This is a genomic window from Streptomyces sp. NPDC006235 (assembly GCF_040613735.1).
GTDB lineage: Bacteria > Actinomycetota > Actinomycetes > Streptomycetales > Streptomycetaceae > Streptomyces.
Window position 1 is genome coordinate 64400 of record NZ_JBEXSR010000003.1, and the last position, 22427, is coordinate 86826.

Consider the following 22427-nt stretch of genomic DNA (forward strand, 5'->3'; position numbering starts at 1 on the left):
GTCCCCCAGACTGTCCGCAGCCTGTCGGGCCCCATTCGACGTATGTTTTCCCTGGAGGCCGCAGCCGTGTCAAAGCCGCCGTTCACGCACCTGCACGTCCACACCCAGTACTCGCTGCTGGACGGTGCCGCGCGGCTGAAGGACATGTTCAACGCGTGCAATGAGATGGGCATGTCGCACATCGCCATGTCCGACCACGGCAACCTCCACGGGGCGTACGACTTCTTCCACTCCGCGCAGAAGGCCGGGGTCACACCGATCATCGGCATCGAGGCGTACGTCGCGCCCGAGTCGCGCCGCAACAAGCGCAAGATCCAGTGGGGCCAGCCGCACCAGAAGCGGGACGACGTCTCCGGTTCCGGTGGTTACACCCACAAGACGATGTGGGCGGTGAACAAGACCGGCCTGCACAACCTCTTCCGGCTCTCCTCGGACGCGTACGCCGAGGGCTGGCTCCAGAAGTGGCCCCGGATGGACAAGGAGACCATCGCCAAGTGGTCCGAGGGCATCGTCGCCTCCACCGGCTGCCCCTCCGGCGAGGTCCAGACCCGGCTGCGCCTCGGCCACTTCGACGAGGCCCTCAAGGCCGCCGCCGACTACCAGGACATCTTCGGCAAGGACCGCTACTTCCTGGAGCTGATGGACCACGGCATCGAGATCGAGCACCGGGTCCGCGACGGCCTGCTGGAGATCGGCAAGAAGCTCGGCATCCCCCCGCTGGTCACCAACGACTCGCACTACACGTACGCGCACGAGGCGTCCGCCCACGACGCCCTGCTGTGCATCCAGACCGGCAAGAACCTCTCCGACCCCGACCGCTTCAGGTTCGACGGCACCGGCTACTACCTGAAGTCCACGGACGAGATGTACGCCATCGACTCCTCGGACGCCTGGCAGGAGGGCTGCGCCAACACCCGTCTGATCGCCGAGATGGTCGACACCACGGGCATGTTCGAGAAGCGGGACCTGATGCCCAAGTTCGACATTCCGGAGGGGTACACGGAGGTCAGCTGGTTCCGCGAGGAGACTCTGCGCGGCATGCACCGCCGCTTCCCGGACGGCATCCCGGACGACCGCATGAAGCAGGTCGAGTACGAGATGGACACCATCATCTCGATGGGCTTCCCGGGCTACTTCCTCGTGGTCGCCGACTTCATCATGTGGGCCAAGAAGCAGGGCATCGCGGTCGGCCCCGGACGGGGCTCCGCGGCCGGCTCGATCGTCGCCTACGCCCTCGGCATCACCGACCTCGACCCCATCCCGCACGGCCTGATCTTCGAGCGGTTCCTCAACCCCGAGCGCATCTCCATGCCCGATGTCGACATCGACTTCGACGAGCGCCGGCGCGTCGAGGTGATCCGCTACGTGACGGAGAAGTACGGCGCCGACAAGGTCGCCATGATCGGCACGTACGGCACCATCAAGGCCAAGAACGCGATCAAGGACTCCGCGCGCGTGCTGGGCTACCCGTACGCGATGGGCGACCGCCTCACCAAGGCCATGCCCGCCGACGTCCTCGGCAAGGGCATCAACCTCGACGGCATCACCAACCCCGAGCACCCCCGCTACTCGGAGGCGGGCGAGATCCGGGCGATGTACGAGAACGAGCCGGACGTGAAGAAGGTCATCGACACCGCCAAGGGCGTCGAGGGCCTGGTCCGGCAGATGGGTGTGCACGCCGCCGGCGTGATCATGTCCAGCGAGACCATCACCGACCACGTCCCGGTCTGGGTCAGGCACACCGACGGCGTGACCATCACGCAGTGGGACTACCCGAGCTGTGAGTCGCTCGGCCTGCTGAAGATGGACTTCCTGGGCCTGCGCAACCTGACGATCATGGACGACGCCGTCAAGATGGTGAAGTCCAACAAGGGGATCGACATCGATCTCCTGAGCCTCCCGCTCGACGACCCCACGACCTTCGAACTGCTCCAGCGCGGCGACACCCTCGGCGTCTTCCAGTTCGACGGCGGCCCCATGCGCTCCCTGCTCCGGCTGATGAAGCCGGACAACTTCGAAGACATCTCCGCCGTGTCGGCCCTGTACCGCCCGGGCCCGATGGGCATGAACTCCCACACGAACTACGCGCTGCGCAAGAACGGGCAGCAGGAGATCACGCCGATCCACCCGGAGCTGGAAGAGCCGCTCAAGGAGGTCCTGGACGTCACCTACGGCCTGATCGTCTACCAGGAGCAGGTGCAGAAGGCCGCCCAGATCATCGCCGGATACTCGCTCGGCGAGGCCGACATCCTCCGCCGCGTGATGGGCAAGAAGAAGCCCGAGGAACTGGCGAAGAACTTCGTGCTGTTCAAGGAGGGCGCCCGCAAGAAGGGCTACAGCGACGAAGCCATCCAGGCGCTCTGGGACGTGCTGGTCCCCTTCGCCGGCTACGCGTTCAACAAGGCGCACTCCGCCGCGTACGGACTCGTCTCGTACTGGACGGCGTACCTCAAGGCGAACCACCCCGCCGAGTACATGGCCGCCCTGCTCACCTCGGTGAAGGACGACAAGGACAAGTCGGCCGTCTACCTCAACGAGTGCCGCCGCATGGGCATCAAGGTGCTCCCGCCGGACGTCAACGAGTCGATGTCCAACTTCGCCGCCCAGGGCGACGACGTGATCCTCTTCGGCCTCTCCGCCGTCCGCAACGTCGGTACGAACGTCGTCGAGTCGATCATCAGGTGCCGCAAGGCCAAGGGGAAGTACACCTCGTTCCCGGACTACCTCGACAAGGTGGACGCGGTGGTCTGCAACAAGCGCACCACCGAGTCGCTGATCAAGGCCGGCGCCTTCGACGCCATGGGCCACACCCGCAAGGGCCTCACCGCGCAGTACGAACCGATGATCGACAACGTGGTCGCGGTCAAGCGCAAGGAGGCCGAGGGGCAGTTCGACCTCTTCGGCGGCATGGGCGAGGCCGACAGCAGCGAGCCCGGCTTCGGGCTCGACGTGGAGTTCACCACCGAGGAGTGGGACAAGACCTATCTGCTCGCCCAGGAGCGGGAGATGCTCGGTCTGTACGTCTCCGACCACCCGCTGTTCGGCCTGGAGCACATCCTGTCCGACAAGGCCGACGCGGGCATCTCCCAGCTGACCGGCGGGGAGCACGCGGACGGCGCGGTCGTCACCATCGGCGGCATCATCTCCGGCCTCCAGCGCAAGATGACCAAGCAGGGCAACGCCTGGGCCATCGCCACCGTGGAGGACCTCGCCGGCTCGATCGAGTGCATGTTCTTCCCGGCGACGTACCAGCTCGTCTCGACCCAACTCGTCGAGGACGCCGTGGTGTTCGTCAAGGGCCGCCTCGACAAGCGCGAGGACGTGCCGCGGCTGGTCGCGATGGAGCTGCAGGTCCCCGACCTGTCGAACGCGGGCACCAACGCGCCCGTCGTACTGACCATCCCGGCCACGCGGGTCACCCCGCCGCTGGTCAGCCGCCTCGGCGAGGTCCTCAGCCACCACAAGGGCGACAGCGAGGTCCGGATCAAGCTCCAGGGGCCGACCAAGACGACCGTGCTGCGCCTGGACCGGCACCGGGTGAAGCCGGACCCGGCGCTCTTCGGCGATCTGAAGGTGCTGCTCGGACCGTCCTGCCTGGCGGGCTGACCGAGGCCGCAGACGGCTCTTGACGCGCGTGAGGGGCGTACCCGGTACCTGGTACGCCCCTCACGTATGTGCGTGGGTCTCAACAACCCGTTACACAGATGTCAGTTGTGGCCGAAGCTGCGCTTCCGCTTGCGGGACGCCACGTCGCCGGGAGTCAGCTCGACGTCGGGCTGGGGCTCCGTCTCGGCCGCCGGGCTGCGGTCCGCCCGCTGCCCGCGCTCGGTCGGACGCTGCTGCTTACGGTCACGGTTCTTGTTCTTGGCCATGGTGATGCCTCCTGTGGGGGATCTAGGGGCCAGGGCCGGGACCAGATTCACACAGGCCGACAACGATCGCATGTCGGACAATTACCCTGCGTGACAGGGGCAGTCGGAGCGGGACGGAGCGAAACGCCACGCCGAAGATCGAGTTCCGGCCGTTAACCTCCGCGCCGTCGGGCAGACTCGAAGCAAGCCCGAAGCAAACCTCCCGGGAAGAGGGTGAGTCGTGTGGACCGCTGCATCGTCCTGGTGGACGCGGGGTATCTGCTGGGGGCGGCGGCGAGTCTCCTCGCCGGGGAACCCTCCCGATCCCGGATCACCGTCGACCACACCGCCCTCATCCAGGGGCTGCGCGAACGCGCCGAGTCGGACACCCAGCAGCCGCTGCTGCGGATCTACTGGTTCGACGGCGCCCCCGACCGCGTCCCGCAGCCCGAGCACCGCAGGCTGCGCGTGATGCCCCGGGTCACCGTCCGGCTGGGCGCGCTGACCCGCAGCGACGGCCGCTGGGCACAGAAGGGCGTGGACGCCGCGATGCACGCCGAGCTCACCGAGCTGGCCCGCAACCGCGCCTGCTCCGACGTCGTCCTCGTCACCGGCGACGGCGATCTGCTGCCCGGCATGATGGCCGCCAAGGAGCATGGCGTCGCCGTCCACCTGTGGGCCGTGCAGGCCGCCGACGGCGACTACAACCAGTCCGAGGACCTGGTCGCCGAGGCCGACGAGCGGCGCGTCCTGGACCGGGCGTGGATCACCAAGGCCGTCCGCGCCAAGGAGCACACCGGCGTGTGCGCCCCGCAGCCCGCGACCCGGCCCGAGATCGCCGCGATCCTGTCCGCCCCGCTGCCCGAGTCCGCGCTCACCGCCGCGACCGAGCGCCCCGCCCCGCAACCGCAGCACCCCGCGGCCGGTACCGGGCAGAACGGCGCGGAGGAACGGGCGCCCGCCGCCAAAGGCGTCCCCACGCCCAAAGACCTGGCCGCCCTGCGCGCCCCCGGCCCCCAGTCCGCCCAGCAGCCCGCCTCCGCCACCCTCCGCTGGTCCTCCGACAAGGGCTGGGTCGACCGGCCCACGGCCGAGCCCCCCGAGGCCGCCTCGATGCCGACGCTCGCCCAGCTGACCACGGCCGAGCAGCGGTGGGCCGACCGCGAGGAGGACATCACCACCGTCGGCGGCGACCCCTACGAGGTGGGGCAGGTCTTCGCCCGGCGCTGGGTCGAGCGCCTCGGCGACCAGAGCCACCTGCAGAAACTGTCCGGGATGTACCCGCGCATCCCGCACCGCGTCGACGGGGAGCTGCTGCGCTACGCCGCCCGCTTCGGCCTGCTCGCCCACAAGGACGACCAGATCGACGAGCGGGACCGGTACGCCATCCGGGCCGGTTTCTGGAAGGAGATCGGCGTGCGCACGGGAGTGGAGCACGCGCCCGTCGGTGAATGAGAACTTTGCCGACGGATTTCCCGCCCCGGACCGACCCGGGAGCGGGCCGGGGCGGTCGACCCCGTAGTCTCGTCCCTTGTGAGTAAGCGCGCGGCACAGGCATTTCGGCACGATGGTGACGTCGTGTGCGCGGTGCGCGGGCTGACCAAGACCTACCCGGCCGTCCGCGGCCGGCGCGGCGCGCCCGGAACACCCGAGGTCCGCGCCACGGACGACGTGACGCTGGACATCCGGCGCGGCGAGATCTTCGGCCTGCTCGGGCCGAACGGCGCCGGCAAGTCCACCCTCGTACGGCAGCTCACCGGGCTGATGCGGCCCGACCGCGGAAGCGTGGAGATCCTCGGGCACGACATCGTGCGCCACCCGGAACGGGCCGCGCGGATCCTCGCCTACCTCGGTCAGGAGTCCACCGCCCTCGACGAGCTGACCGTGTCGCTCGCCGCCGAGACCACCGGGCGCCTGCGCGGCCTGGACATCCGGCGGGCGCGGGCCGAGCGGGACGACGTCCTCGACGAGCTGGGGCTCGCGCCGCTCGCCGGGCGGCCGCTGAAGAAGCTCTCCGGGGGCCAGCGGCGCCTGGCGTGCTTCGCCGCGGCGCTGGTGGGGGAGCGGCCGCTGCTCGTGCTCGACGAGCCGACCACCGGTATGGACCCGGTGGCGCGGCGGGCCGTGTGGTCCGCCGTCGACCGGCGGCGGGCCGATCGCGGGACGACCGTGCTGCTCGTCACCCACAACGTCATCGAGGCCGAGACCGTGCTGGACCGGGTGGCCGTCCTCGACCGGGGGCGGGTGATCGCCTGCGACACCCCGGCCGGGCTCAAGGAACAGGTCGCCGGCGAGGTGCGGGTCGACCTGGTGTGGCGGGACACGGCGCCGGTGCACGTCCCCGAGGTGGCCGCGCTGCGGGACCGGGCCGTGGAGTCGGGCCGCCTGTGGACGCTCCGGCTCGGGCCCGAGGAGGCCCGGGCGGTCGTCGCCACCGTCACCGGAGGAGCCGCCTTCGCCGCCCTGGACGACTTCACGCTGGCCACGCCGAGCCTGGAGGACGTGTACCTGGCCCTGGGCGGTGCCGCGCAGCAGGGGCTGGTGAAGGCGTGAGGAGCACCGAGACCCGGAACACGACGGCCCGCGATACGGCGGCCTTGAGTGCGCGGGCCGCCGTCTACGTACCGAACAGGGCGACTGCCGCAGTGGACCCGACGAAGGGGAGCAGCGCGACGTGAGTGTCGTACCCGCCGATGTCCTGCCGGGCAGTGCCCTGGCCGTGGACGAGCCCGCCGTGTGCGCGGCCGAGCTCGGGCCGCGGGCGCGGCTGTGGCCGTCGCTGGCGGCCGTGTACCGGGCGCAGCTGTCCCGGGCGCGGGTCGCGCGGATCCCGCTGCTGTTCGTGGCGACGTTCCAGTCGATCGGGATCATGATCCTCATGCGCGGGGTCGTGGACGACGGGGCGGAGGCGCAGGCCGTCGTCGCCGGGTCGTCCGTCCTGGTGGTGGCCTTCGTCGCGCTGAACCTGCTCGCGCAGTACTTCGGGCAGCTGCGGGCCAGCGGCGGACTCGACCACTACGCGACGCTGCCGGTGCCGCCGGCGGCGGTCGTGCTGGGCGCGGCGGGCGCGTACGCGTCGTTCACCGTGCCCGGGACCGTCGTGACGGCCGTGTTCGGCTGTGTGCTGTTCGGGCTGCCGCTGGCCCATCTGTGGGTCCTGGTGGCCGTGATCCCGCTGGCGGGCGCCGCGCTCGCCGGGCTGGGGGCGGCGCTCGGGCTGCTCGCGCCCCGGCCGGAGCTGGCCACGCTGCTCGGGCAGCTGGGCATGTCGGCGGCGCTGCTGCTGGGCGTGCTGCCGGCCGAGCGGATGCCTCAGGCCGTGCGGTTCACGCGGGACCTGCTGCCGTCGACGTACGGCGTGGAGGCCTTCGCGCGGACGTTCGGGCCGCATCCCGACTGGGCCTTCGTGCTCGGCGACCTCGCCGTGTGCGGGCTCGTGGGCGTCGTCTCGCTGGCCGTGGCGACCTGGGCGTACCGCCGGGCGGCCGTCCGGTGAGCGGGGAGGGATCGTCCGGTGACGCGGGGCACAGGCGGGCCTGGCACGATGGCAGGGTGACCGCACCACTGAATCCGCCACCGCCGCCGCATGAACGTTCCGCACAGGATGCGTGGCCGCCGCCGGGCACCGGGTCCGGGGGGCACGGATCCCGGGCTCCCGGGACTCAGCACGCCGAATACGCCGAGCATGCCGGGCACGCCGCGTACTCCGGGCACGGCTGGTACGGGCAGGACGGGCCCGGCATGAAGACGGAAGTGCGGGAGGCCGGCGTGGTCGCCCTCGCGGTGGCGCTGGGCGGGGTGCTGCTCGGTGTGCTGTGGTGGTGGCTCGCTCCGCACGTGCCGCTGATCGGGGACGTGGTCGAGGGCAAGTGGATCGTCTACCTGAAGGACACCGAGGGGGAGCAGGCCGTCGGGGTCGACGGCACGTTCTCGTTGCTCGGGCTGGCCTTCGGGGTCGTCAGCGCCCTGGTCGTGTTCCTGCTGCGGCGGCGTGGGGGTGTGCCGCTGGTGGTGGGGCTGGCCGTCGGGGGGCTGCTCGGGTCGTTGCTGGCCTGGCGGGTCGGGGTGTGGCTCGGGCCCGCGGAGGACGTGGTCGCGCGTGCGCGGGATCTGGGGCGGGGGGTGACGTTCTCCGCGCCGCTGAAGTTGGGGGCGAAGGGGGCGTTGCTGGCCTGGCCGCTTGCCGCGTTGCTGTTGCACCTCGGGCTCATGGCGTTGTTCGGGCCTCGGGATCCGGAGCCGGAGTTCTCGGACGGGCCGTATCAGGCACCGCCGGTTGCGTAGTGCTCGGCGCTGGTGCTGGGGGCGGGTGGGGGCGCAGCCCGGCGTAGCGGGGTGCCGCCTGCCGCCCACCCGTGCCGCCCCAGCGGCACGACTGCCCGCAGGCTAGGCAGGCCGTCCGATGGGGGCGAGTACCGCCCCCGTCAGCTTCTGCAAGTCCTCTGGGGACAGTTCCACCTCCAGTCCTCTCCGGCCCGCCGAGACGCAGATCGTCGGGTGGGAAGACGCCGATGCGTCGAGGACCGTCGGCAGCTTCTTGCGCTGGCCCAAAGGCGAAATGCCGCCCCTGACATACCCCGTCGTGCGTTCCGCCAGGGTCGGGTCGGCCATCGTCGCGCGTTTGCCGCCCACCGCCGCTGCCAGGGCCTTCAGGTCGAGTTGGCCCGCCACCGGGACCACCGCGACCGTCAGCGCGCCGTCGATGTCGGCCACCAGGGTCTTGAAGACGCGGTCGGGGGAGACGCCCATCGCCTCGGCCGCCTCCTCACCGTAGGAGGGGTGGGCGGGGTCGTGGTCGTAGGAGTGGACCGTGAACTCCACGCCCGCTGCCGTGAGCGCGACGGTCGCGGGGGTGCCGCCCGGCTGGTGCTGCTTCTTCGACTTCTTCGCCATCCCGGTCCGCTTCAGTTGAGACTCATCGGGCCGCGCGTCAGGTCCGACGCCGGCAACGACGGCAGATTACGGATGATGGCTGTCTCGGAGCGAAGGAGTTTCAGCTCGTCGCGCAGCCGGGAAGCCGTGTCGGGCGCCTGGAGCAGGCGTTGCTTGGTGGGGGTGTCCAGCATCATCGCCGCGGCCACCAGGTACGACACCACGCCCGGCTCGTCGGGCAGGTCGGCGCCGGTCGTCAGCGACCGTTCCCGCGCGCCCGCCAGCCGCTTCTGGTACTGGCGGAAGGACCGCAGCACCCCCTCGGCCAACGGCGCCGCCTCGTCGCCGGGTTCTTCCGGCAATGTCTCCAGCTCGGCCGTCAGGAACGGACCCGACGCCTCCACCGACAGCAGCCGTACCCGGGACGTGCCGGTCGCCAGCACCTCGAAGGAGCCGTCGGTCTGCTCCCGGATCGTCGCCGCGTCCGCGATGCAACCCACCTTGTGGAACGCCTTGGCAGGGTCCGTGCCGAAGCCGGCGGCGGGCCCCCGCTCGGGCAGCGACGTGGGGTCGGGCATGCCGGGCGCGCTCGGGGCCACCTCGTGGCCGTCGCGGATCGCCACGACGGCGAACCGGCGCGGCTCGTCCTCCGGTGTCTTCAGCAGTTCGCGCATCATGGCGCGATACCGCTCCTCGAAGACGTTGAGCGGGAGCACGAGCCCCGGGAACAGCACCGAGTTCAGGGGGAAGAGGGGGAGCCGGACGGTGGTCACGACGCAAAAGCCTAATGGTCGCCGGAGCGGACTCGTCCGCCCCGTTCACTCCGTGGATGCCCGGCAGGCCGGACGGCTGCTCCGGACAGTATGTCGTCGCGTATCCGCAGGAAGTGGCCGAGCGGGTCGTCCGACACCTGGTCCCACGGGAACGAGGTGGCGTACGGGCCGTTCAGGAGCAGTTGCTCCCGGGCGTCCTGCCAGCGCTCCAGGCGCACCAGGACGAAGACGAGCAGGTTCCGCATCCGGGCCGGCCAGGGGTCGGCGGCCGGCAGTCGCGGAGACAGCGCGATCGCCCGGTCGGCGGCGGCGTCCAGCCGTTCGCGCGGCAGCTCGGGCCCGCAGCCGTCGGTGAGGTAGCCGAAGGCCGCCCGCAGCGGGAGCGCCTGGACGAGGGCGTCGGCGGGCGCGTCCTGGGCGGCCCGGTCGGCGAAGTCGAAGCACTCCTGGTGCGAACCGTGCCAGGAGGCGGCCAGATAGCGCAGGGCCGATTCGTGGCAGCCGTAGTGGTGCGGGGCGCGGCGGACGGCCGCCGCCCACAGTTCCTCGAAGTAGCTGTGTCCCGCCTGGGCGCCGCGCGCGTGGTCCAGCGCGAGCCGCCAGGGGACGGGGTCGCCGTGGTCGGCCCGCGCGGCCGCCGTGATCAGTGGGCTCACCTCGCGCAGCGCCTCGGCCCGGGCCGGTGACTGCCAGGCGCGGTCCACCGCCAGCTGGGCCCCGAGCAGCAGCGCGTCCGGGTCCTGCGGGGCGGTGGCGAGCCAGGCGTCCAGCCAGTCGGGGCGCGAGCGGGCGAAGGCGGCCAGCCGGGTCACGTACCGGTCGCGCCGCTCCCACTCGGCCGCCGCCCGGGTCGCGCGGAGCAGCCCGGAGGCCGGTCCGTGGTCGCCGCGGGCGGCCGCGACCAGTGCCGGACTGAGCCGGGCGTCGGGCGCGTCGAGCACCACCTCGTCGTCGGCGCGCGGCCTGCTGACGGGGCGGGGAGCGGTCCTTGTCATCCGGCCCGGGCGGATGAACGGAAGCTGCATGGCCATGGTGCCGACCATTGAAAGTCCGCTGGTCATGGTGGCGCCAGATCGTTCGGTGAACTCGCGGAAAGTTGTACGCCGTAAGGTCAAGAGAGCGTAAAAGTGTGACAGTTCAACAACACTGGTCACAGCAACATCATCAGTTGCGCCGCAGCAACCGCGTCGCCCCCGCCGCCACCGTCGTCGCCAGGACCCAGCCCAGCAGGATCATCGCCGCCGCCAGCCACTGCCAGCCCCCGCGCAACTGCCAGAAGCCCACCTGGCCGAGGTCGATCACCGGCAGCAGCAGATCGAGCGTGAACAGCGTGGGATTCCACTCCGGATGCTCACCACGCTTGAGCGGCGGGTGCCCGGCCTGGGCGAAGGCGAGCGAGCCCGCCGCCCACAGCACCGCCATCCACACCGCGGCCCGGCCCGGCCGGTACCCGTAGGCGACCGTCCAGTCCTGCGCGTAACCCCACAGCTTGGCGGCCGGCGGCAGGCTCTCCCGGTGCCGGCGCTGCTTGGCGAGCAGCACCTCGCGGGCGTCCTCGTCCTCCCCGCCGGCCCGCAGCACCGCCGCGAGCCGCTCGTACGGCTCCGGGTTGTACTCGGCGGTCGCCGCCGCCACCCAGTCCAGCCGCTCGGCCAGCGGGAACGGCCCGCGCGGCACGAGGTTCTCGTAGGTGAAGCCGCCCATGTGCAGCCGCCCGGGGCCGGGCCAGGCGTCCGCCCGGTCCATCAGGTTGACGATCTTCGCCCCCGACAGCACGACACGCCCGCGCGCGGGATGCTCGCCGAGGAACCGCAGCTCCGGCGTCTGCACCCGGCGCAGTGACAGTTCCTGGTCGTCGGTGAGGGTGAATCTGGCCTGCTCGAAGTCGACCGCGTCGCCGAACCGCCCGTCGTCAAGCCGGATCCCGCCCTCGCACGCGAACCGCTGGATCCGCGTCCCGCGCGCCGGGGTCATCCCGCTCATCGCCTGGGCGCCGACGCCCGCGGGGGTCAGATACAGGCTGCGCTCGACGGTCAGCTGCGGGGCGTTGAAGGCGAGCCGCTCGTACGGGTTGGCCAGGCGGGCGCCGCGCAGGCTCAGGGACACGCCGATGGTGGCGGCGCGCAGGCTCAGCTCGCCGTGCGACTCCAGCAGCTCGGCCTGTAAGTCCTGGCCGACCGTCAGGCCGTCCGCGGCGATCGACCGGCCGCTGCGGTCCCGGTGCACGATCGCCTGGTTGAGCATCAGGTCCGTGCCGATCTGCGCGTCCGTGAGCCGGATACCGCGGTGGAAGCGGCAGCGCGGCAGATGCAGATCGCCCTCCGTCTGCACCCGGGCCGCCTCCAGCCGCGGCACCGAGCAGTCCACCATCCGCACGGTCGTGAAGCGGGCTTCCGGCAGCAGCACGTCCTGCTCGAACCGGCACTGGCGCATCTCGACGTACGGCACCACCGTGCCGCCCGCGAGGTCCAGCGAGCCGCTGATCAGCACGCCGGCCAGCTTCAGCGACGACACCCGGCCGGCCAGGGCGGGCGGGCCGTCCAGGAGCAGCCAGCAGACGATCCGGGCCCGCACGGTCCGCTCCTCGCCCCAGGGGTGGCCGCCGTGCGGATCGTCCACCATGGGGTCGCCGCTGCTCAGGTCGTACACGCTGCCGTTGCGGAACGCCTGCCACATTCCGGCCTCGGCCGCCGTCAGGTCGTCGGGCAGCTCCCCGGCACGCACGCCGGCCCCCTCTGTCACGTCTCTTCCTTCCTCCCCGGATACTCGCGGGTCAGGTGCTTCGTACACCTGTTCATGCCCGCTGAGTGACACCCCGAACGCGAAACGTGAAGGGGATCTTCCGGGTTCCGGCGCAGGGCTGTATCAGCCATTGATACGAGCGGACGGCGCGGGAATCGGGTCTGAGAGAATTGAGCACGTGATCTCCCGAATCGATCTGCGCGGCGACGCCCTCCCCGAGGGCCCCGCCCTGCGTGACCTGCTGCCCCGAGCCGAGTTCGACGTTCAGGCCGCCCTGGAGAAGGTGCGTCCGATCTGCGAGGACGTGCATCATCGGGGCGACGCGGCGCTGATCGATTTCGCCGAGCGGTTCGACGGGGTCAGGCTCGACCAGGTGCGGGTGCCGGCCGCCGCGCTCACGCGCGCGCTGGAGGAGCTCGACCCGGCCGTGCGCGCGGCACTGGAGGAGTCCATCAGGCGCGCCCGCACCGTCCACCGCGAGCAGCGCCGCAGCACGCACACCACCCAGGTGGTGCCCGGCGGCTCCGTGACCGAGAAGTGGGTTCCGGTCGACCGCGTCGGGCTGTACGCGCCCGGCGGCCGGTCCGTGTATCCGTCCTCCGTGGTCATGAACGTCGTGCCCGCACAGGAGGCCGGCGTCGAGTCCATCGCGCTCGCCTCCCCGGCCCAGGCCGAGTTCAACGGGCTGCCGCACCCGACGATCCTCGCCGCCTGCGCCCTGCTCGGCGTCGACGAGGTGTACGCGGCCGGCGGTGCCACGGCCGTCGCGATGTTCGCCTACGGCACCGAGTCCTGCCCGCCCGCCACCATGGTCACCGGCCCCGGCAACATCTGGGTCGCCGCCGCCAAGCGCTACTTCACCGGCAAGATCGGCATCGACGCCGAGGCCGGCCCGACCGAGATCGCGGTCCTCGCCGACGACACGGCCGACCCGGTGCACGTCGCCTCCGACCTGATCAGCCAGGCCGAGCACGACCCGCTGGCCGCCGCCGTCCTGGTCACCGACTCCGCCGAGCTCGCGGACGCGGTGGAGAAGGAGCTGGAGCCGCAGGTCGCGGCCACCAAGCACGTCGACGACCGGATCGTTCCGGCCCTGTCCGGCAAGCAGTCCGCCATCGTCCTGGTCGACGGCATCGACGAGGGCCTGAAGGTGGTCGACGCGTACGGCGCCGAGCACCTGGAGATCCAGACGGCCGACGCCGCCGCCGTGGCAGACCGCGTCCGGAACGCCGGCGCGATCTTCATCGGCCCCTGGGCGCCGGTCTCCCTCGGCGACTACGCGGCCGGCTCCAACCACGTCCTGCCCACCGGCGGCTGCGCCTGCCACTCCTCGGGCCTGTCCGTCCAGTCCTTCCTGCGCGGCATCCACATCGTCGACTACACGAAGGACGCGCTGGCCGAGGTCGCGCACCACGTGGTCACGCTGGCGGAGGCGGAGGACCTGCCGGCACACGGCGCGGCGATCAAGGCGAGGTTCGACTGGAAGGTTCCACAGGGCAAGTGACAGGCATCGACGATCTCCCCGTACGGGACGAGCTGCGCGGCAAGTCCCCCTACGGCGCGCCCCAGCTGGACGTCCCCGTCCGGCTGAACACCAACGAGAACCCCTACCCGCTGCCCGAGCCGCTGGTCGAGCGCATCGCCGAGCGGGTCCGTGAGGCGGCGCGCGACCTCAACCGCTACCCGGACCGGGACGCGGTCGAGCTGCGCACGAAGCTCGCCGCGTACCTGACGGACACCTCCGGCTACGAGGTGGGCCTGGCCAACGTCTGGGCCGCCAACGGCTCCAACGAGGTCATCCAGCAGCTGCTGCAGACCTTCGGCGGGCCCGGCCGCACCGCGATCGGCTTCGAGCCGTCGTACTCGATGCACGGGCTGATCGCGCGCGGCACCGGCACCGGCTGGATCTCGGGCCCCCGCAACGACGACTTCACGATCGACCTCGCCGCCGCCGAGAAGGCGATCACCGAGCACCGGCCCGACGTCGTCTTCATCACCACCCCCAACAACCCCACGGGCAACGCGGTCCCGCCCGAGACGGTCCTCGCCCTCTACCAGGCCGCGCAGGCGGCGAAGCCGTCGATGGTCGTCGTCGACGAGGCCTACATCGAGTTCAGCCACGGCGACTCGCTGCTGCCGCTGCTCGACGGGCGTCCCCACCTCGTCGTCTCCCGCACGATGTCGAAGGCGTTCGGCGCCGCCGGCCTGCGCCTCGGCTACCTCGCCGCGCACCCGGCCGTCGTCGACGCCGTCCAGCTCGTCCGGCTGCCCTACCACCTGTCGGCCGTCACCCAGGCGACCGCCCTGGCCGCCCTGGAGCACACCGAGACGCTGCTGGGCTATGTCGAGCAGCTCAAGGCCGAGCGGGACCGCCTGGTACGCGAACTGCGCGCCACGGGCTACGACGTCGTCGAGTCCGACGCCAACTTCGTGCAGTTCGGCCGGTTCGAGGACGCGCACACGGCCTGGCAGAAGATCCTCGACCGGGGCGTCCTGGTCCGGGACAACGGCATCCCCGGGTGGCTGCGGGTCTCGGCCGGCACCCCCGAAGAGAACGACGCGTTCCTCGACGCGGTACGTGCACTGAAGAAGGAGCAGAGTTCATGAGCCGCATCGGACGCGTGGAGCGGACGACCAAGGAGACCTCGGTCCTCGTCGAGATCGACCTCGACGGCACCGGCAAGACGGAGATCTCCACCGGCGTCGGCTTCTACGACCACATGCTCGACCAGCTCGGCCGGCACGGTCTGTTCGACCTGACCGTGAAGACCGAGGGCGACCTGCACATCGACTCGCACCACACGATCGAGGACACCGCCCTCGCCCTCGGCGCAGCCTTCAAGCAGGCCCTCGGCGACAAGGTCGGCATCTACCGCTTCGGCAACTGCACGGTCCCGCTGGACGAGTCCCTCGCCCAGGTCACCGTCGACCTGTCCGGCCGCCCCTACCTCGTGCACACCGAGCCCGAGAAGATGGCGCCGATGATCGGCGAGTACGACACCACGATGACGCGGCACATCCTGGAGTCCTTCGTCGCCCAGGCCCAGATCGCGCTGCACGTGCACGTGCCCTACGGGCGCAACGCCCACCACATCGTGGAGTGCCAGTTCAAGGCGCTGGCCCGGGCCCTGCGCTACGCCTCCGAGCGCGACCCGCGCGCGGCCGGCATCCTCCCCTCCACGAAGGGCGCCCTGTGAACGGCATCTCGACCCTGCTGATCGTCGTCGGCCTGTTCCTCGTCGGCGGGATCTACTCCTTCGTCAAGCAGAAGATGCCCAAGGGCCTGATCGTGCTGCTCTCCATCGGCGCCGCGATGTGCCTGGCGGCCGGTGTCGTGAGGCTGGAGGTGTGGAATTGAGCGCCCCGTCGAGCTCCCCCTCGAAGAAGCAGAAGAAGGTCGTCGTCTTCGACTACGGCTTCGGCAACGTCCGCTCCGCCGAGCGCGCCCTCGCGCGCGCGGGAGCCGACGTCGAGATCACGCGTGACTACGACAAGGCCATGAACGCCGACGGGCTGCTCGTGCCGGGCGTCGGCGCCTTCGCCTCCTGCATGAAGGGCCTGCGCGAGGCGCGCGGCGACTGGATCGTCGACCGCAGGCTGTCCGGCGGCCGCCCCGTCATGGGCATCTGCGTCGGCATGCAGATCCTCTTCGCCCGCGGCATCGAGCACGGCGTGGAGAGCGAGGGCCTCGACGAGTGGCCCGGCTCGGTCGAACCGCTCCAGGCCGAGATCGTGCCCCACATGGGCTGGAACACCGTGGACGCGGCGCCCGGCTCGCAGCTGTTCGCCGGCCTGGACACGGACGCGCGCTTCTACTTCGTGCACTCCTACGCCGTCCACGACTGGTCGCTGGAGACCCACAACCCGGCGATGGAGGCCCCCAAGGTCACCTGGTCCACACACGGCAAGCCGTTCGTCGCGGCCGTCGAGAACGGCGCCCTGTGGGCCACGCAGTTCCACCCCGAGAAGTCCGGCGACGCCGGAGCCCAGCTCCTCACCAACTGGATCGGAACACTGTGAGCAAGCTCGAACTCCTCCCCGCCGTCGACGTCCGCGACGGCCAGGCGGTGCGCCTGGTGCACGGCGAGTCCGGTACGGAGACCTCCTACGGCTCGCCCCTGGAGGCCGCCCTCGCCTGGCAGCGGTCCGGCGCCGAGTGGCTGCACCTGGTCGACCTGGACGCCGCCTTCGGCACCGGCGACAACCGCGCGCTGATCGCCGAGGTCACCAAGGCCATGGACATCAAGGTGGAGCTGTCCGGCGGCATCCGCGACGACGACACCCTCGCCGCCGCCCTGGCCACCGGCTGCACCCGCGTGAACCTGGGCACGGCCGCCCTGGAGGCTCCCGAGTGGGTCGCCAAGGTCATCGCCGAGCACGGTGACAAGATCGCGGTCGGTCTCGACGTCCGCGGCACGACCCTGCGCGGCCGCGGCTGGACCCGCGACGGCGGCGACCTCTACGAGACGCTGGAGCGCCTCAACAAGGAGGGCTGCGCGCGGTACGTCGTCACGGACATCGCCAAGGACGGCACCCTCCAGGGTCCCAACCTGGAGCTGCTGAAGAACGTCTGCGCGGCGACCGACCGCCCGGTGGTGGCCTCCGGCGGCGTCTCCTCGCTCGACGACCTCCGTGCGATCGCCGAGCTCGTCCCGCTCGGCGTAGAGGGCGCGATCGTAGGGAAGGCGCTGTACGCGAAGGCGTTCACCCTGGAAGAGGCATTGGAGACTGTGTCGTCATGAGCGATGCCGTACGGCGCGTGCAGAGCGGAAGTCCCTGGGAAGAGAGTTTCGGTTTCGCGCGCGCCGTGGCGGCGGGCGATCGGGTGCTGGTGGCGGGCACGACACCCTTCAAGGGCGACGTGCTGTACGGCGAGGGCGACCCGTACGAGCAGGCCAAGGCGGCCTTCACCAGCGCCCTGGAAGCGATCGGCGAGTTCGGGCTCGGCATCGAGTCCGTGGTCCGGACGCGGATGTATCTGGCACACACGCGCGACCTCGACGAGGTGGGCCGGGCCCACAAGGAGCTGTTCGACTCCGTGCGCCCGGTCGCGACCTTCCTCGTGGTGGACGGCTTCGTCGACCCGCGCGTCCTGGTGTCGGTGGAACTAGAGGCATTCAGAGGAACGGTGGATTCATGACCCTGGCGGTCCGAGTCATCCCCTGCCTGGACGTGGACAACGGCCGGGTCGTCAAGGGCGTCAACTTCCAGAACCTGCGCGACGCGGGCGACCCCGTCGAAATGGCCAAGGTGTACGACGCCGAGGGCGCCGACGAGCTGACGTTCCTGGACATCACCGCCTCGTCGGGCAACCGCGAGACGACGTACGACGTGGTGCGCCGCACGGCCGAGCAGGTGTTCATCCCGCTCACGGTCGGAGGCGGGGTGCGCACCGCCGAGGACGTGGACAAGCTGCTGCGGGCCGGCGCGGACAAGGTCGGCGTCAACACGGCCGCGATCGCCCGCCCGGAGCTGATCCGGGAGATCGCCGAACGCTTCGGCCGCCAGGTCCTGGTCCTGTCGGTGGACGCGCGCCGCACCGAGTCCGGCTCCTTCGAGGTGACCACCCACGGCGGTCGTCGCGGCACCGGCATCGACGCCGTCGAGTGGGCGCACCAGGCCGCCGAGCTGGGCGCCGGCGAGATCCTGCTCAACTCCATGGACGCGGACGGCACCAAGGACGGCTACGACCTGGAGATGATCCAGGCCGTCCGGGGGCACGTGACCGTCCCGGTCATCGCCTCGGGCGGCGCGGGCAAGCTGGCGGACTTCCCGCCGGCCATCGCGGCGGGCGCGGACGCGGTGCTGGCCGCGTCGGTGTTCCACTTCGGGGACCTGCGCATCGGCGAGGTCAAGCAGACGCTGCGGGAGGCGGGCCACCCGGTGCGGTGACCCGCCTGCCGGTAGCCCCGGTCGCGTGCCGCGGCCGGGGCTTCACCATGCTCCCCCAGGGGGAATGTGCCTTCAGATCCCGAGCTGCTTCGCCTCGTGCAGTTTCGCGATCGCGTTCTCGTCGCCGTCCAGGTCGACCTTGGCCGCGCTCTGGCGGCCGTAGGTGAACAGGACGAGTTCGGAGGGTTCGCCGGTCACCGTGACCACCGGGGTGCCGCGCTGGGCGACCGCTGTCTGGCCGTCGGGCCGGCGCAGCACCAGGCCCGTCGGGACGCCACGCCCCATCAGCCGGGCCGTGCGCTCCAGCCGGGACCACAGGGCGTCCTGGAAGACCGTGTCGAGCTCACGCGGCGACCAGTCGGGCTGGGCGCGCCGGACGTCCTCCGTGTGGACGTAGAACTCGATGATGTTGGACATCTCGTCGACCGGCTTGAGCGAGAAGGGCGAGAAGCGGGGCGGCCCCGTACGGATCAGCTGGATCAGCTCCTCGTACGGCTTGTCGGTGTACTCCGCCATCACCCGGTCCAGGCGCGGCGCGAGCTGCTTGATCAGTATTCCGCCGGCGGCGTCCGGGCGGCGCTCGCGCACCACCACGTGCGCCGCGAGGTCCCGGGTGGTCCAGCCCTCGCACAGGGTGGGCGCGTCCGGGCCCGCGGTCTCCAACAGATCGGCGAGGAGAAGTCGTTCACGCTTGGCATGGGTCGACATGGAGTCAGCCTACGACCGGCTCGAAGGTCCGCACAGTGGACACTCCACCTGGCCTGTCAGTGGCGCGCGGCACAATGGTCGGCATGACCAGCACGTCCCCCCGGCCCAGCCGTCTCGCCCCGGAGATCGCCGCCCGCCTCAAGCGCAGCGCCGACGGCCTCCTGCCCGCCATCGCTCAGCAGTACGACACCGGAGAGGTGCTGATGCTCGGCTGGATGGACGACGAGGCGCTGCACCGCACCCTGACCACCGGCCGGTGCACGTACTGGTCCCGCAGCCGCCGGGAGTACTGGGTCAAGGGCGACACCTCCGGCCACTTCCAGTGGGTGAAGTCCGTCGCCCTCGACTGCGACGCCGACACCGTCCTGGTGAAGGTCGACCAGGTCGGCGCCGCCTGCCACACCGGCGCGCGCACCTGCTTCGACGAGGACGTGCTCCTCAAGGACGGCGGCTCCGACGCCCCCGCCTCGGATCAGTAAGGTCAGCGGCCATGGACCTCGAGACGTTCCGCAAGCTCGCCACCGACCGGCGGGTCATCCCCGTCACCCGCAAGCTCCTCGCCGACGGCGACACCCCGGTCGCGCTCTACCGCAAGCTCGCCGCCGAGCGCCCGGGCACCTTCCTGCTGGAGTCCGCGGAGAACGGCCGCTCGTGGTCCCGTTACTCCTTCGTGGGCGTGCGGTCGGCGGCGACGCTGACCGAGCGCGACGGACAGGCCCACTGGCTCGGCGCCCCGCCCGTCGGCGTCCCCACAGGCGGCGACCCCCTCGCCGCGCTGCGCGCCACCATCGAGGCCCTGCACACGCCCCACCAGGACGGCATGCCGCCCTTCACCGGCGGCATGGTCGGCTACCTCGGCTACGACATCGTCCGCCGCCTGGAGAAGATCGGCCCCGGCGAGCGCGACGACCTGAAGCTGCCCGAGCTGACCATGCTCCTCACCAGCGACCTGGCCGTCATGGACCACTGGGAGGGCTCGGTCCTGCTGATCGCCAACGCGATCAACCACAACGACCTGGACACCGGCGTCGACGAGGCCTACGCGGACGCCGTGGCCCGGCTCGACGCCATGGAGGCCGACCTCTCCCGAGCGGTCGCCCAGCCCCCGGCCGCGCTCCCGCCCTCCGAGCTCCCCGAGTACACGGCGCTGTGGGGCGGCCCCGACTTCCAGGAGGCCGTCGAGGACATCAAGGAGCGCATCCGGGCCGGGGAGGCCTTCCAGGTGGTTCCCTCCCAGCGCTTCGAGACACCGTGCACGGCGAGCGCGCTGGACGTCTACCGGGTCCTGCGGGCCACCAACCCTTCCCCGTACATGTACCTGTTCCGCTTCGACGGCTTCGACGTCGTCGGCTCGTCCCCCGAGGCCCTGGTCAAGGTCGAGGACGGCCGGGCCATGGTGCACCCCATCGCCGGCACCCGCTGGCGCGGCGCCACCCCGCAGGAGGACCAGGCCCTCGCCGACGAACTGCTCGCCGACCCCAAGGAGCGCGCCGAGCACCTCATGCTCGTCGACCTGGGGCGCAACGACCTGGGGCGGGTCTGCGAGCCCGGCTCCGTCGAGGTCGTCGACTTCATGTCCGTCGAGCGGTACTCGCACGTGATGCACATCGTCTCGACGGTGACGGGCCGCGTCGCCCCGGGCCGCACGGCCTTCGACGTCCTCACGGCCTGCTTCCCGGCCGGCACCCTCTCCGGCGCCCCGAAGCCGCGCGCCATGCAGATCATCGACGAACTCGAACCGTCCCGGCGCGGGCTGTACGGCGGCTGCGTCGGCTACCTCGACTTCGCGGGCGACTCCGACACGGCCATCGCCATCCGCACGGCCCTCCTCCGGGACGGCACCGCGTACGTGCAGGCCGGCGCGGGCATCGTCGCCGACTCCGACCCGGTCGCCGAGGACACCGAGTGCCGCAACAAGGCGGCGGCGGTCCTCAGGGCCGTCCACACGGCGAACCGGCTGGGAAAGGCCTGAGATGAACCCCGGGTGACGGTTCGCCCCGGGTTCAAGCGATAGTGGGGTACGTGACTGCTGCACCTCACCACCCCCGTTCCGAAGCCGCCGGATCCGCCCGGGCCGGCCGCCTGAGCCTCGCCGTCGCGTTGCTGTGCGGCGCGCTCGGCGCGGCCGTGGCGCTGCTCGCCACCCGGCAGCGCTGGGCGGAGGGCACCGCGACGGTGGCCGGCGGCGCCTTCCCCCTGACCGCCAAGGGCAGCGACGTCACGGGCGTACCCGCGGCGCTCGCCATAGTGGGCCTCGCCGCGCTCGTCGCCGTCTTCGCCGTCCGCCGGGCCGGCCGCTTCGTCGTGGCCGGACTGCTGGCGCTCTCCGGCGCGGGCATCGTCGCCGCCGCCCTGCTCGGCGCCTCCGACGATGCCGCGCTCGACGAGCAGGCAGCCCAGGCCTCCGGTGACACCTCCGCCTCCGTGGACACCCTCAGCCACACCGCCTGGCCGTATGTCGCGGCCGTCGGCGGCGTCCTGATCCTCCTGGCCGGGCTGCTCGCCCTGCGCTACGGCCGGCTGTGGCCCGCGATGTCCGGCCGCTACGAGCGCAGCGGCACGCCCCAGCCGCGCCGCAAGGCCCCCGCCGTCGACCCCGACCGGCCCGAGGAACTGTGGAAGGCACTCGACCGGGGCGAGGACCCCACCGGGGCGTGAGCCCACCCGGGGGAGCGGGGGACACCCCCGCTCACAGCGGGGGCACGCGTGCGGGACAATGGGCCCGAGCGTCCTGCTCAGACACGCACACAGCAACGAGGAGCAAGCAATGGCGGGCAGCAGCCACGGTCACACCCCGGCCGCCTGGACCGGTGTCATCATCGCCTTCATCGGTTTCTGCGTCGCGGGCGCGTTCATGGTGATGGACCAGCCCCTGGGCTTCTGGGCGGGCATGGTCGTCGTGCTCCTCGGCGGTGTCGTCGGCGCCATCATGCGGATGATGGGCCTCGGCCAGCCCAAGGACCTGCACAAGCCGCACGCGATGACGGGCGACCGCGAGCCCGCGGGCGCCAAGAGCTGATCCCCGCGGAACCGCGTCATCGCGTGAGGGGCACAATGGCTGCCGTGAACGCCGACAGCCGAAGGGCGACGCACAGCGTCCCGGCCCGCCTGGCCGTCCCCGCCGGGGTGCTCGCGGCCGCCGCCGCCGCGTTCGCCTACGTGGGCGCGGTCGACCCCAACGAACCCGGCCACTACCCCGTCTGCCCGCTGCTGCGCTACACCGGCCTGTACTGCCCCGGCTGCGGCGGGCTGCGCAGCGCGCACGCCTTCGTCCACGGCGATCTCCCGGCGGCACTGCACGCCAACGCGCTCGCCGTCCTCGGCTATCTGGCCTTCGCCGTGCTGTGGACCGTATGGGTGGTCCACGCGGTGCGCGGGCGCCCGCTGCGGATCGACCCCCGCCCGGGCCTGGTGTGGAGCCTCGGCGTGTTGCTGCTGGTCTTCACGGTTGTCCGGAACCTGCCCTTCGGAGGCTGGCTCCATCCTTGATCAACTGGTGGATGTCCAGGTAGTGGGACCGGCGTCAACCGGATGCGAGGCCTACGCCCCGCTGCGGATACCATCGCAGTGACCATCGGTTTTCGATCGG

24 protein-coding genes are annotated in these 22427 nt (G+C 71.4%); 18 read left to right on the plus strand and 6 right to left on the minus strand.

Annotation, left to right across the window (positions count from 1 at the left end; translation table 11 throughout):
* The first annotated feature begins 66 nt into the window (after positions 1-66).
* Positions 67-3606 (plus strand): DNA polymerase III subunit alpha, encoded by a 3540-nt coding sequence (dnaE, locus tag ABZ192_RS04375; protein WP_356923025.1) that lies wholly within the window; start codon positions 67-69, stop codon positions 3604-3606.
* Positions 3607-3707: 101 nt separating this feature from the next.
* Here dnaE and ABZ192_RS04380 read toward each other — a convergent pair whose 3' ends face one another.
* On the minus strand, positions 3708-3872 hold the full coding sequence (locus tag ABZ192_RS04380; protein ID WP_356923026.1) for a hypothetical protein: 165 nt from the start codon (positions 3870-3872) through the stop codon (positions 3708-3710).
* 222 nt (positions 3873-4094) lie between these two features.
* Between ABZ192_RS04380 and ABZ192_RS04385 the strand changes: the two genes are divergently transcribed.
* From ABZ192_RS04385 to ABZ192_RS04400, 4 genes are all read left to right on the plus strand, one after another.
* On the plus strand, positions 4095-5306 hold the full coding sequence (locus tag ABZ192_RS04385; protein WP_356923027.1) for an NYN domain-containing protein: 1212 nt from the start codon (positions 4095-4097) through the stop codon (positions 5304-5306).
* 123 nt (positions 5307-5429) lie between these two features.
* On the plus strand, positions 5430-6404 hold the full coding sequence (locus tag ABZ192_RS04390; RefSeq protein ID WP_356923315.1) for an ABC transporter ATP-binding protein: 975 nt from the start codon (positions 5430-5432) through the stop codon (positions 6402-6404).
* A gap of 121 nt (positions 6405-6525) precedes the next feature.
* Positions 6526-7347, plus strand: a complete 822-nt coding sequence (locus tag ABZ192_RS04395; protein ID WP_356923028.1) for an ABC transporter permease — start codon at positions 6526-6528, stop codon at positions 7345-7347.
* A gap of 56 nt (positions 7348-7403) precedes the next feature.
* Entirely contained in the window at positions 7404-8135 is a 732-nt protein-coding gene (locus tag ABZ192_RS04400; RefSeq protein WP_356923029.1) for an AAA family ATPase, read from the plus strand.
* 102 nt (positions 8136-8237) lie between these two features.
* Here the strand turns inward: ABZ192_RS04400 and ybaK are convergent, their stop codons facing one another.
* The 4 genes from ybaK to ABZ192_RS04420 all read right to left on the minus strand — a co-directional run bounded on the left by ybaK (position 8238) and on the right by ABZ192_RS04420 (position 12238).
* Positions 8238-8744, minus strand: coding sequence for a Cys-tRNA(Pro) deacylase (gene ybaK / locus ABZ192_RS04405; RefSeq protein WP_356923030.1), 507 nt, complete (start codon positions 8742-8744; stop codon positions 8238-8240).
* 11 nt (positions 8745-8755) lie between these two features.
* Positions 8756-9496 (minus strand): LON peptidase substrate-binding domain-containing protein, encoded by a 741-nt coding sequence (locus ABZ192_RS04410; protein WP_356923031.1) that lies wholly within the window; start codon positions 9494-9496, stop codon positions 8756-8758.
* 11 nt (positions 9497-9507) lie between these two features.
* A complete protein-coding gene (locus ABZ192_RS04415; RefSeq protein WP_356923316.1) occupies positions 9508-10539 on the minus strand; it encodes a hypothetical protein in 1032 nt (343 codons plus the stop codon).
* A 121-nt stretch (positions 10540-10660) separates the two neighbouring features.
* Positions 10661-12238 carry an oxidoreductase gene (locus ABZ192_RS04420; RefSeq protein ID WP_356923032.1) on the minus strand — a complete coding sequence of 526 codons (1578 nt, stop codon included), beginning with the start codon at positions 12236-12238 and terminating at the stop codon, positions 10661-10663.
* A 178-nt stretch (positions 12239-12416) separates the two neighbouring features.
* Between ABZ192_RS04420 and hisD the strand changes: the two genes are divergently transcribed.
* From hisD to hisF, 8 genes are read left to right on the plus strand one after another with little or no spacing between them, the layout of a single operon-like run.
* On the plus strand, positions 12417-13742 hold the full coding sequence (gene hisD, locus ABZ192_RS04425; protein ID WP_356923033.1) for a histidinol dehydrogenase: 1326 nt from the start codon (positions 12417-12419) through the stop codon (positions 13740-13742).
* Positions 13739-14845, plus strand: a complete 1107-nt coding sequence (locus ABZ192_RS04430) for a histidinol-phosphate transaminase (protein WP_356923034.1) — start codon at positions 13739-13741, stop codon at positions 14843-14845. The genes hisD and ABZ192_RS04430 overlap by 4 nt, the downstream gene beginning before the upstream one ends.
* Positions 14842-15435, plus strand: coding sequence for an imidazoleglycerol-phosphate dehydratase HisB (gene hisB / locus ABZ192_RS04435; RefSeq protein ID WP_086849365.1), 594 nt, complete (start codon positions 14842-14844; stop codon positions 15433-15435). The genes ABZ192_RS04430 and hisB overlap by 4 nt, the downstream gene beginning before the upstream one ends.
* Positions 15432-15596, plus strand: coding sequence for a hypothetical protein (locus tag ABZ192_RS04440; protein WP_010039417.1), 165 nt, complete (start codon positions 15432-15434; stop codon positions 15594-15596). Before hisB ends, ABZ192_RS04440 begins: the two co-directional genes overlap by 4 nt.
* Positions 15593-16258 carry an imidazole glycerol phosphate synthase subunit HisH gene (hisH, locus tag ABZ192_RS04445; protein ID WP_356923035.1) on the plus strand — a complete coding sequence of 222 codons (666 nt, stop codon included), beginning with the start codon at positions 15593-15595 and terminating at the stop codon, positions 16256-16258. The genes ABZ192_RS04440 and hisH overlap by 4 nt, the downstream gene beginning before the upstream one ends.
* Positions 16255-16980: a bifunctional 1-(5-phosphoribosyl)-5-((5-phosphoribosylamino)methylideneamino)imidazole-4-carboxamide isomerase/phosphoribosylanthranilate isomerase PriA gene (priA, locus tag ABZ192_RS04450; RefSeq protein WP_086601778.1), complete on the plus strand. Its 726-nt coding sequence runs from the start codon at positions 16255-16257 to the stop codon at positions 16978-16980. Before hisH ends, priA begins: the two co-directional genes overlap by 4 nt.
* The gene (locus ABZ192_RS04455; RefSeq protein WP_356923037.1) at positions 16977-17378 is read left to right on the plus strand and encodes a RidA family protein; all 402 of its coding nucleotides are present in this window, start codon (positions 16977-16979) and stop codon (positions 17376-17378) included. Before priA ends, ABZ192_RS04455 begins: the two co-directional genes overlap by 4 nt.
* The gene (hisF, locus tag ABZ192_RS04460) at positions 17375-18130 is read left to right on the plus strand and encodes an imidazole glycerol phosphate synthase subunit HisF (RefSeq protein WP_356923038.1); all 756 of its coding nucleotides are present in this window, start codon (positions 17375-17377) and stop codon (positions 18128-18130) included. Before ABZ192_RS04455 ends, hisF begins: the two co-directional genes overlap by 4 nt.
* Before the next feature lie 72 nt (positions 18131-18202).
* On the opposite strand, the gene ABZ192_RS04465 is transcribed toward hisF, so the two are convergent.
* On the minus strand, positions 18203-18838 hold the full coding sequence (locus ABZ192_RS04465) for a TIGR03085 family metal-binding protein (RefSeq protein ID WP_356923039.1): 636 nt from the start codon (positions 18836-18838) through the stop codon (positions 18203-18205).
* An 83-nt stretch (positions 18839-18921) separates the two neighbouring features.
* Here ABZ192_RS04465 and hisI point away from each other — a divergent pair, with 83 nt between their 5' ends.
* The 5 genes from hisI to ABZ192_RS04490 all read left to right on the plus strand — a co-directional run bounded on the left by hisI (position 18922) and on the right by ABZ192_RS04490 (position 22327).
* A complete protein-coding gene (gene hisI / locus ABZ192_RS04470) occupies positions 18922-19317 on the plus strand; it encodes a phosphoribosyl-AMP cyclohydrolase (RefSeq protein WP_306967757.1) in 396 nt (131 codons plus the stop codon).
* A gap of 11 nt (positions 19318-19328) precedes the next feature.
* Positions 19329-20810 carry an anthranilate synthase component I gene (locus ABZ192_RS04475; RefSeq protein WP_356923040.1) on the plus strand — a complete coding sequence of 494 codons (1482 nt, stop codon included), beginning with the start codon at positions 19329-19331 and terminating at the stop codon, positions 20808-20810.
* A 41-nt stretch (positions 20811-20851) separates the two neighbouring features.
* Positions 20852-21496, plus strand: a complete 645-nt coding sequence (locus tag ABZ192_RS04480; RefSeq protein ID WP_356923041.1) for a TIGR02234 family membrane protein — start codon at positions 20852-20854, stop codon at positions 21494-21496.
* 109 nt (positions 21497-21605) lie between these two features.
* A complete protein-coding gene (locus ABZ192_RS04485; RefSeq protein WP_356923042.1) occupies positions 21606-21857 on the plus strand; it encodes an HGxxPAAW family protein in 252 nt (83 codons plus the stop codon).
* 35 nt (positions 21858-21892) lie between these two features.
* Positions 21893-22327 (plus strand): DUF2752 domain-containing protein, encoded by a 435-nt coding sequence (locus ABZ192_RS04490; RefSeq protein WP_356923043.1) that lies wholly within the window; start codon positions 21893-21895, stop codon positions 22325-22327.
* Positions 22328-22427 lie beyond the last annotated feature (100 nt).

Coding starts and splice junctions, on each gene's coding strand:
- ABZ192_RS04380 (WP_356923026.1), bottom strand. CDS start 3,872: ATGGCCAAGAACAAGAACCGTGACCGTAAGCAGCAGCGTCCGACCGAG.
- ybaK (WP_356923030.1), bottom strand. CDS start 8,744: ATGGCGAAGAAGTCGAAGAAGCAGCACCAGCCGGGCGGCACCCCCGCG.
- ABZ192_RS04415 (WP_356923316.1), bottom strand. CDS start 10,539: ATGGTCGGCACCATGGCCATGCAGCTTCCGTTCATCCGCCCGGGCCGG.
- hisB (WP_086849365.1), top strand. CDS start 14,842: ATGAGCCGCATCGGACGCGTGGAGCGGACGACCAAGGAGACCTCGGTC.
- ABZ192_RS04455 (WP_356923037.1), top strand. CDS start 16,977: ATGAGCGATGCCGTACGGCGCGTGCAGAGCGGAAGTCCCTGGGAAGAG.
- hisF (WP_356923038.1), top strand. CDS start 17,375: ATGACCCTGGCGGTCCGAGTCATCCCCTGCCTGGACGTGGACAACGGC.
- ABZ192_RS04465 (WP_356923039.1), bottom strand. CDS start 18,838: ATGTCGACCCATGCCAAGCGTGAACGACTTCTCCTCGCCGATCTGTTG.
- hisI (WP_306967757.1), top strand. CDS start 18,922: ATGACCAGCACGTCCCCCCGGCCCAGCCGTCTCGCCCCGGAGATCGCC.
- ABZ192_RS04475 (WP_356923040.1), top strand. CDS start 19,329: ATGGACCTCGAGACGTTCCGCAAGCTCGCCACCGACCGGCGGGTCATC.
- ABZ192_RS04485 (WP_356923042.1), top strand. CDS start 21,606: ATGGCGGGCAGCAGCCACGGTCACACCCCGGCCGCCTGGACCGGTGTC.
- ABZ192_RS04490 (WP_356923043.1), top strand. CDS start 21,893: ATGGCTGCCGTGAACGCCGACAGCCGAAGGGCGACGCACAGCGTCCCG.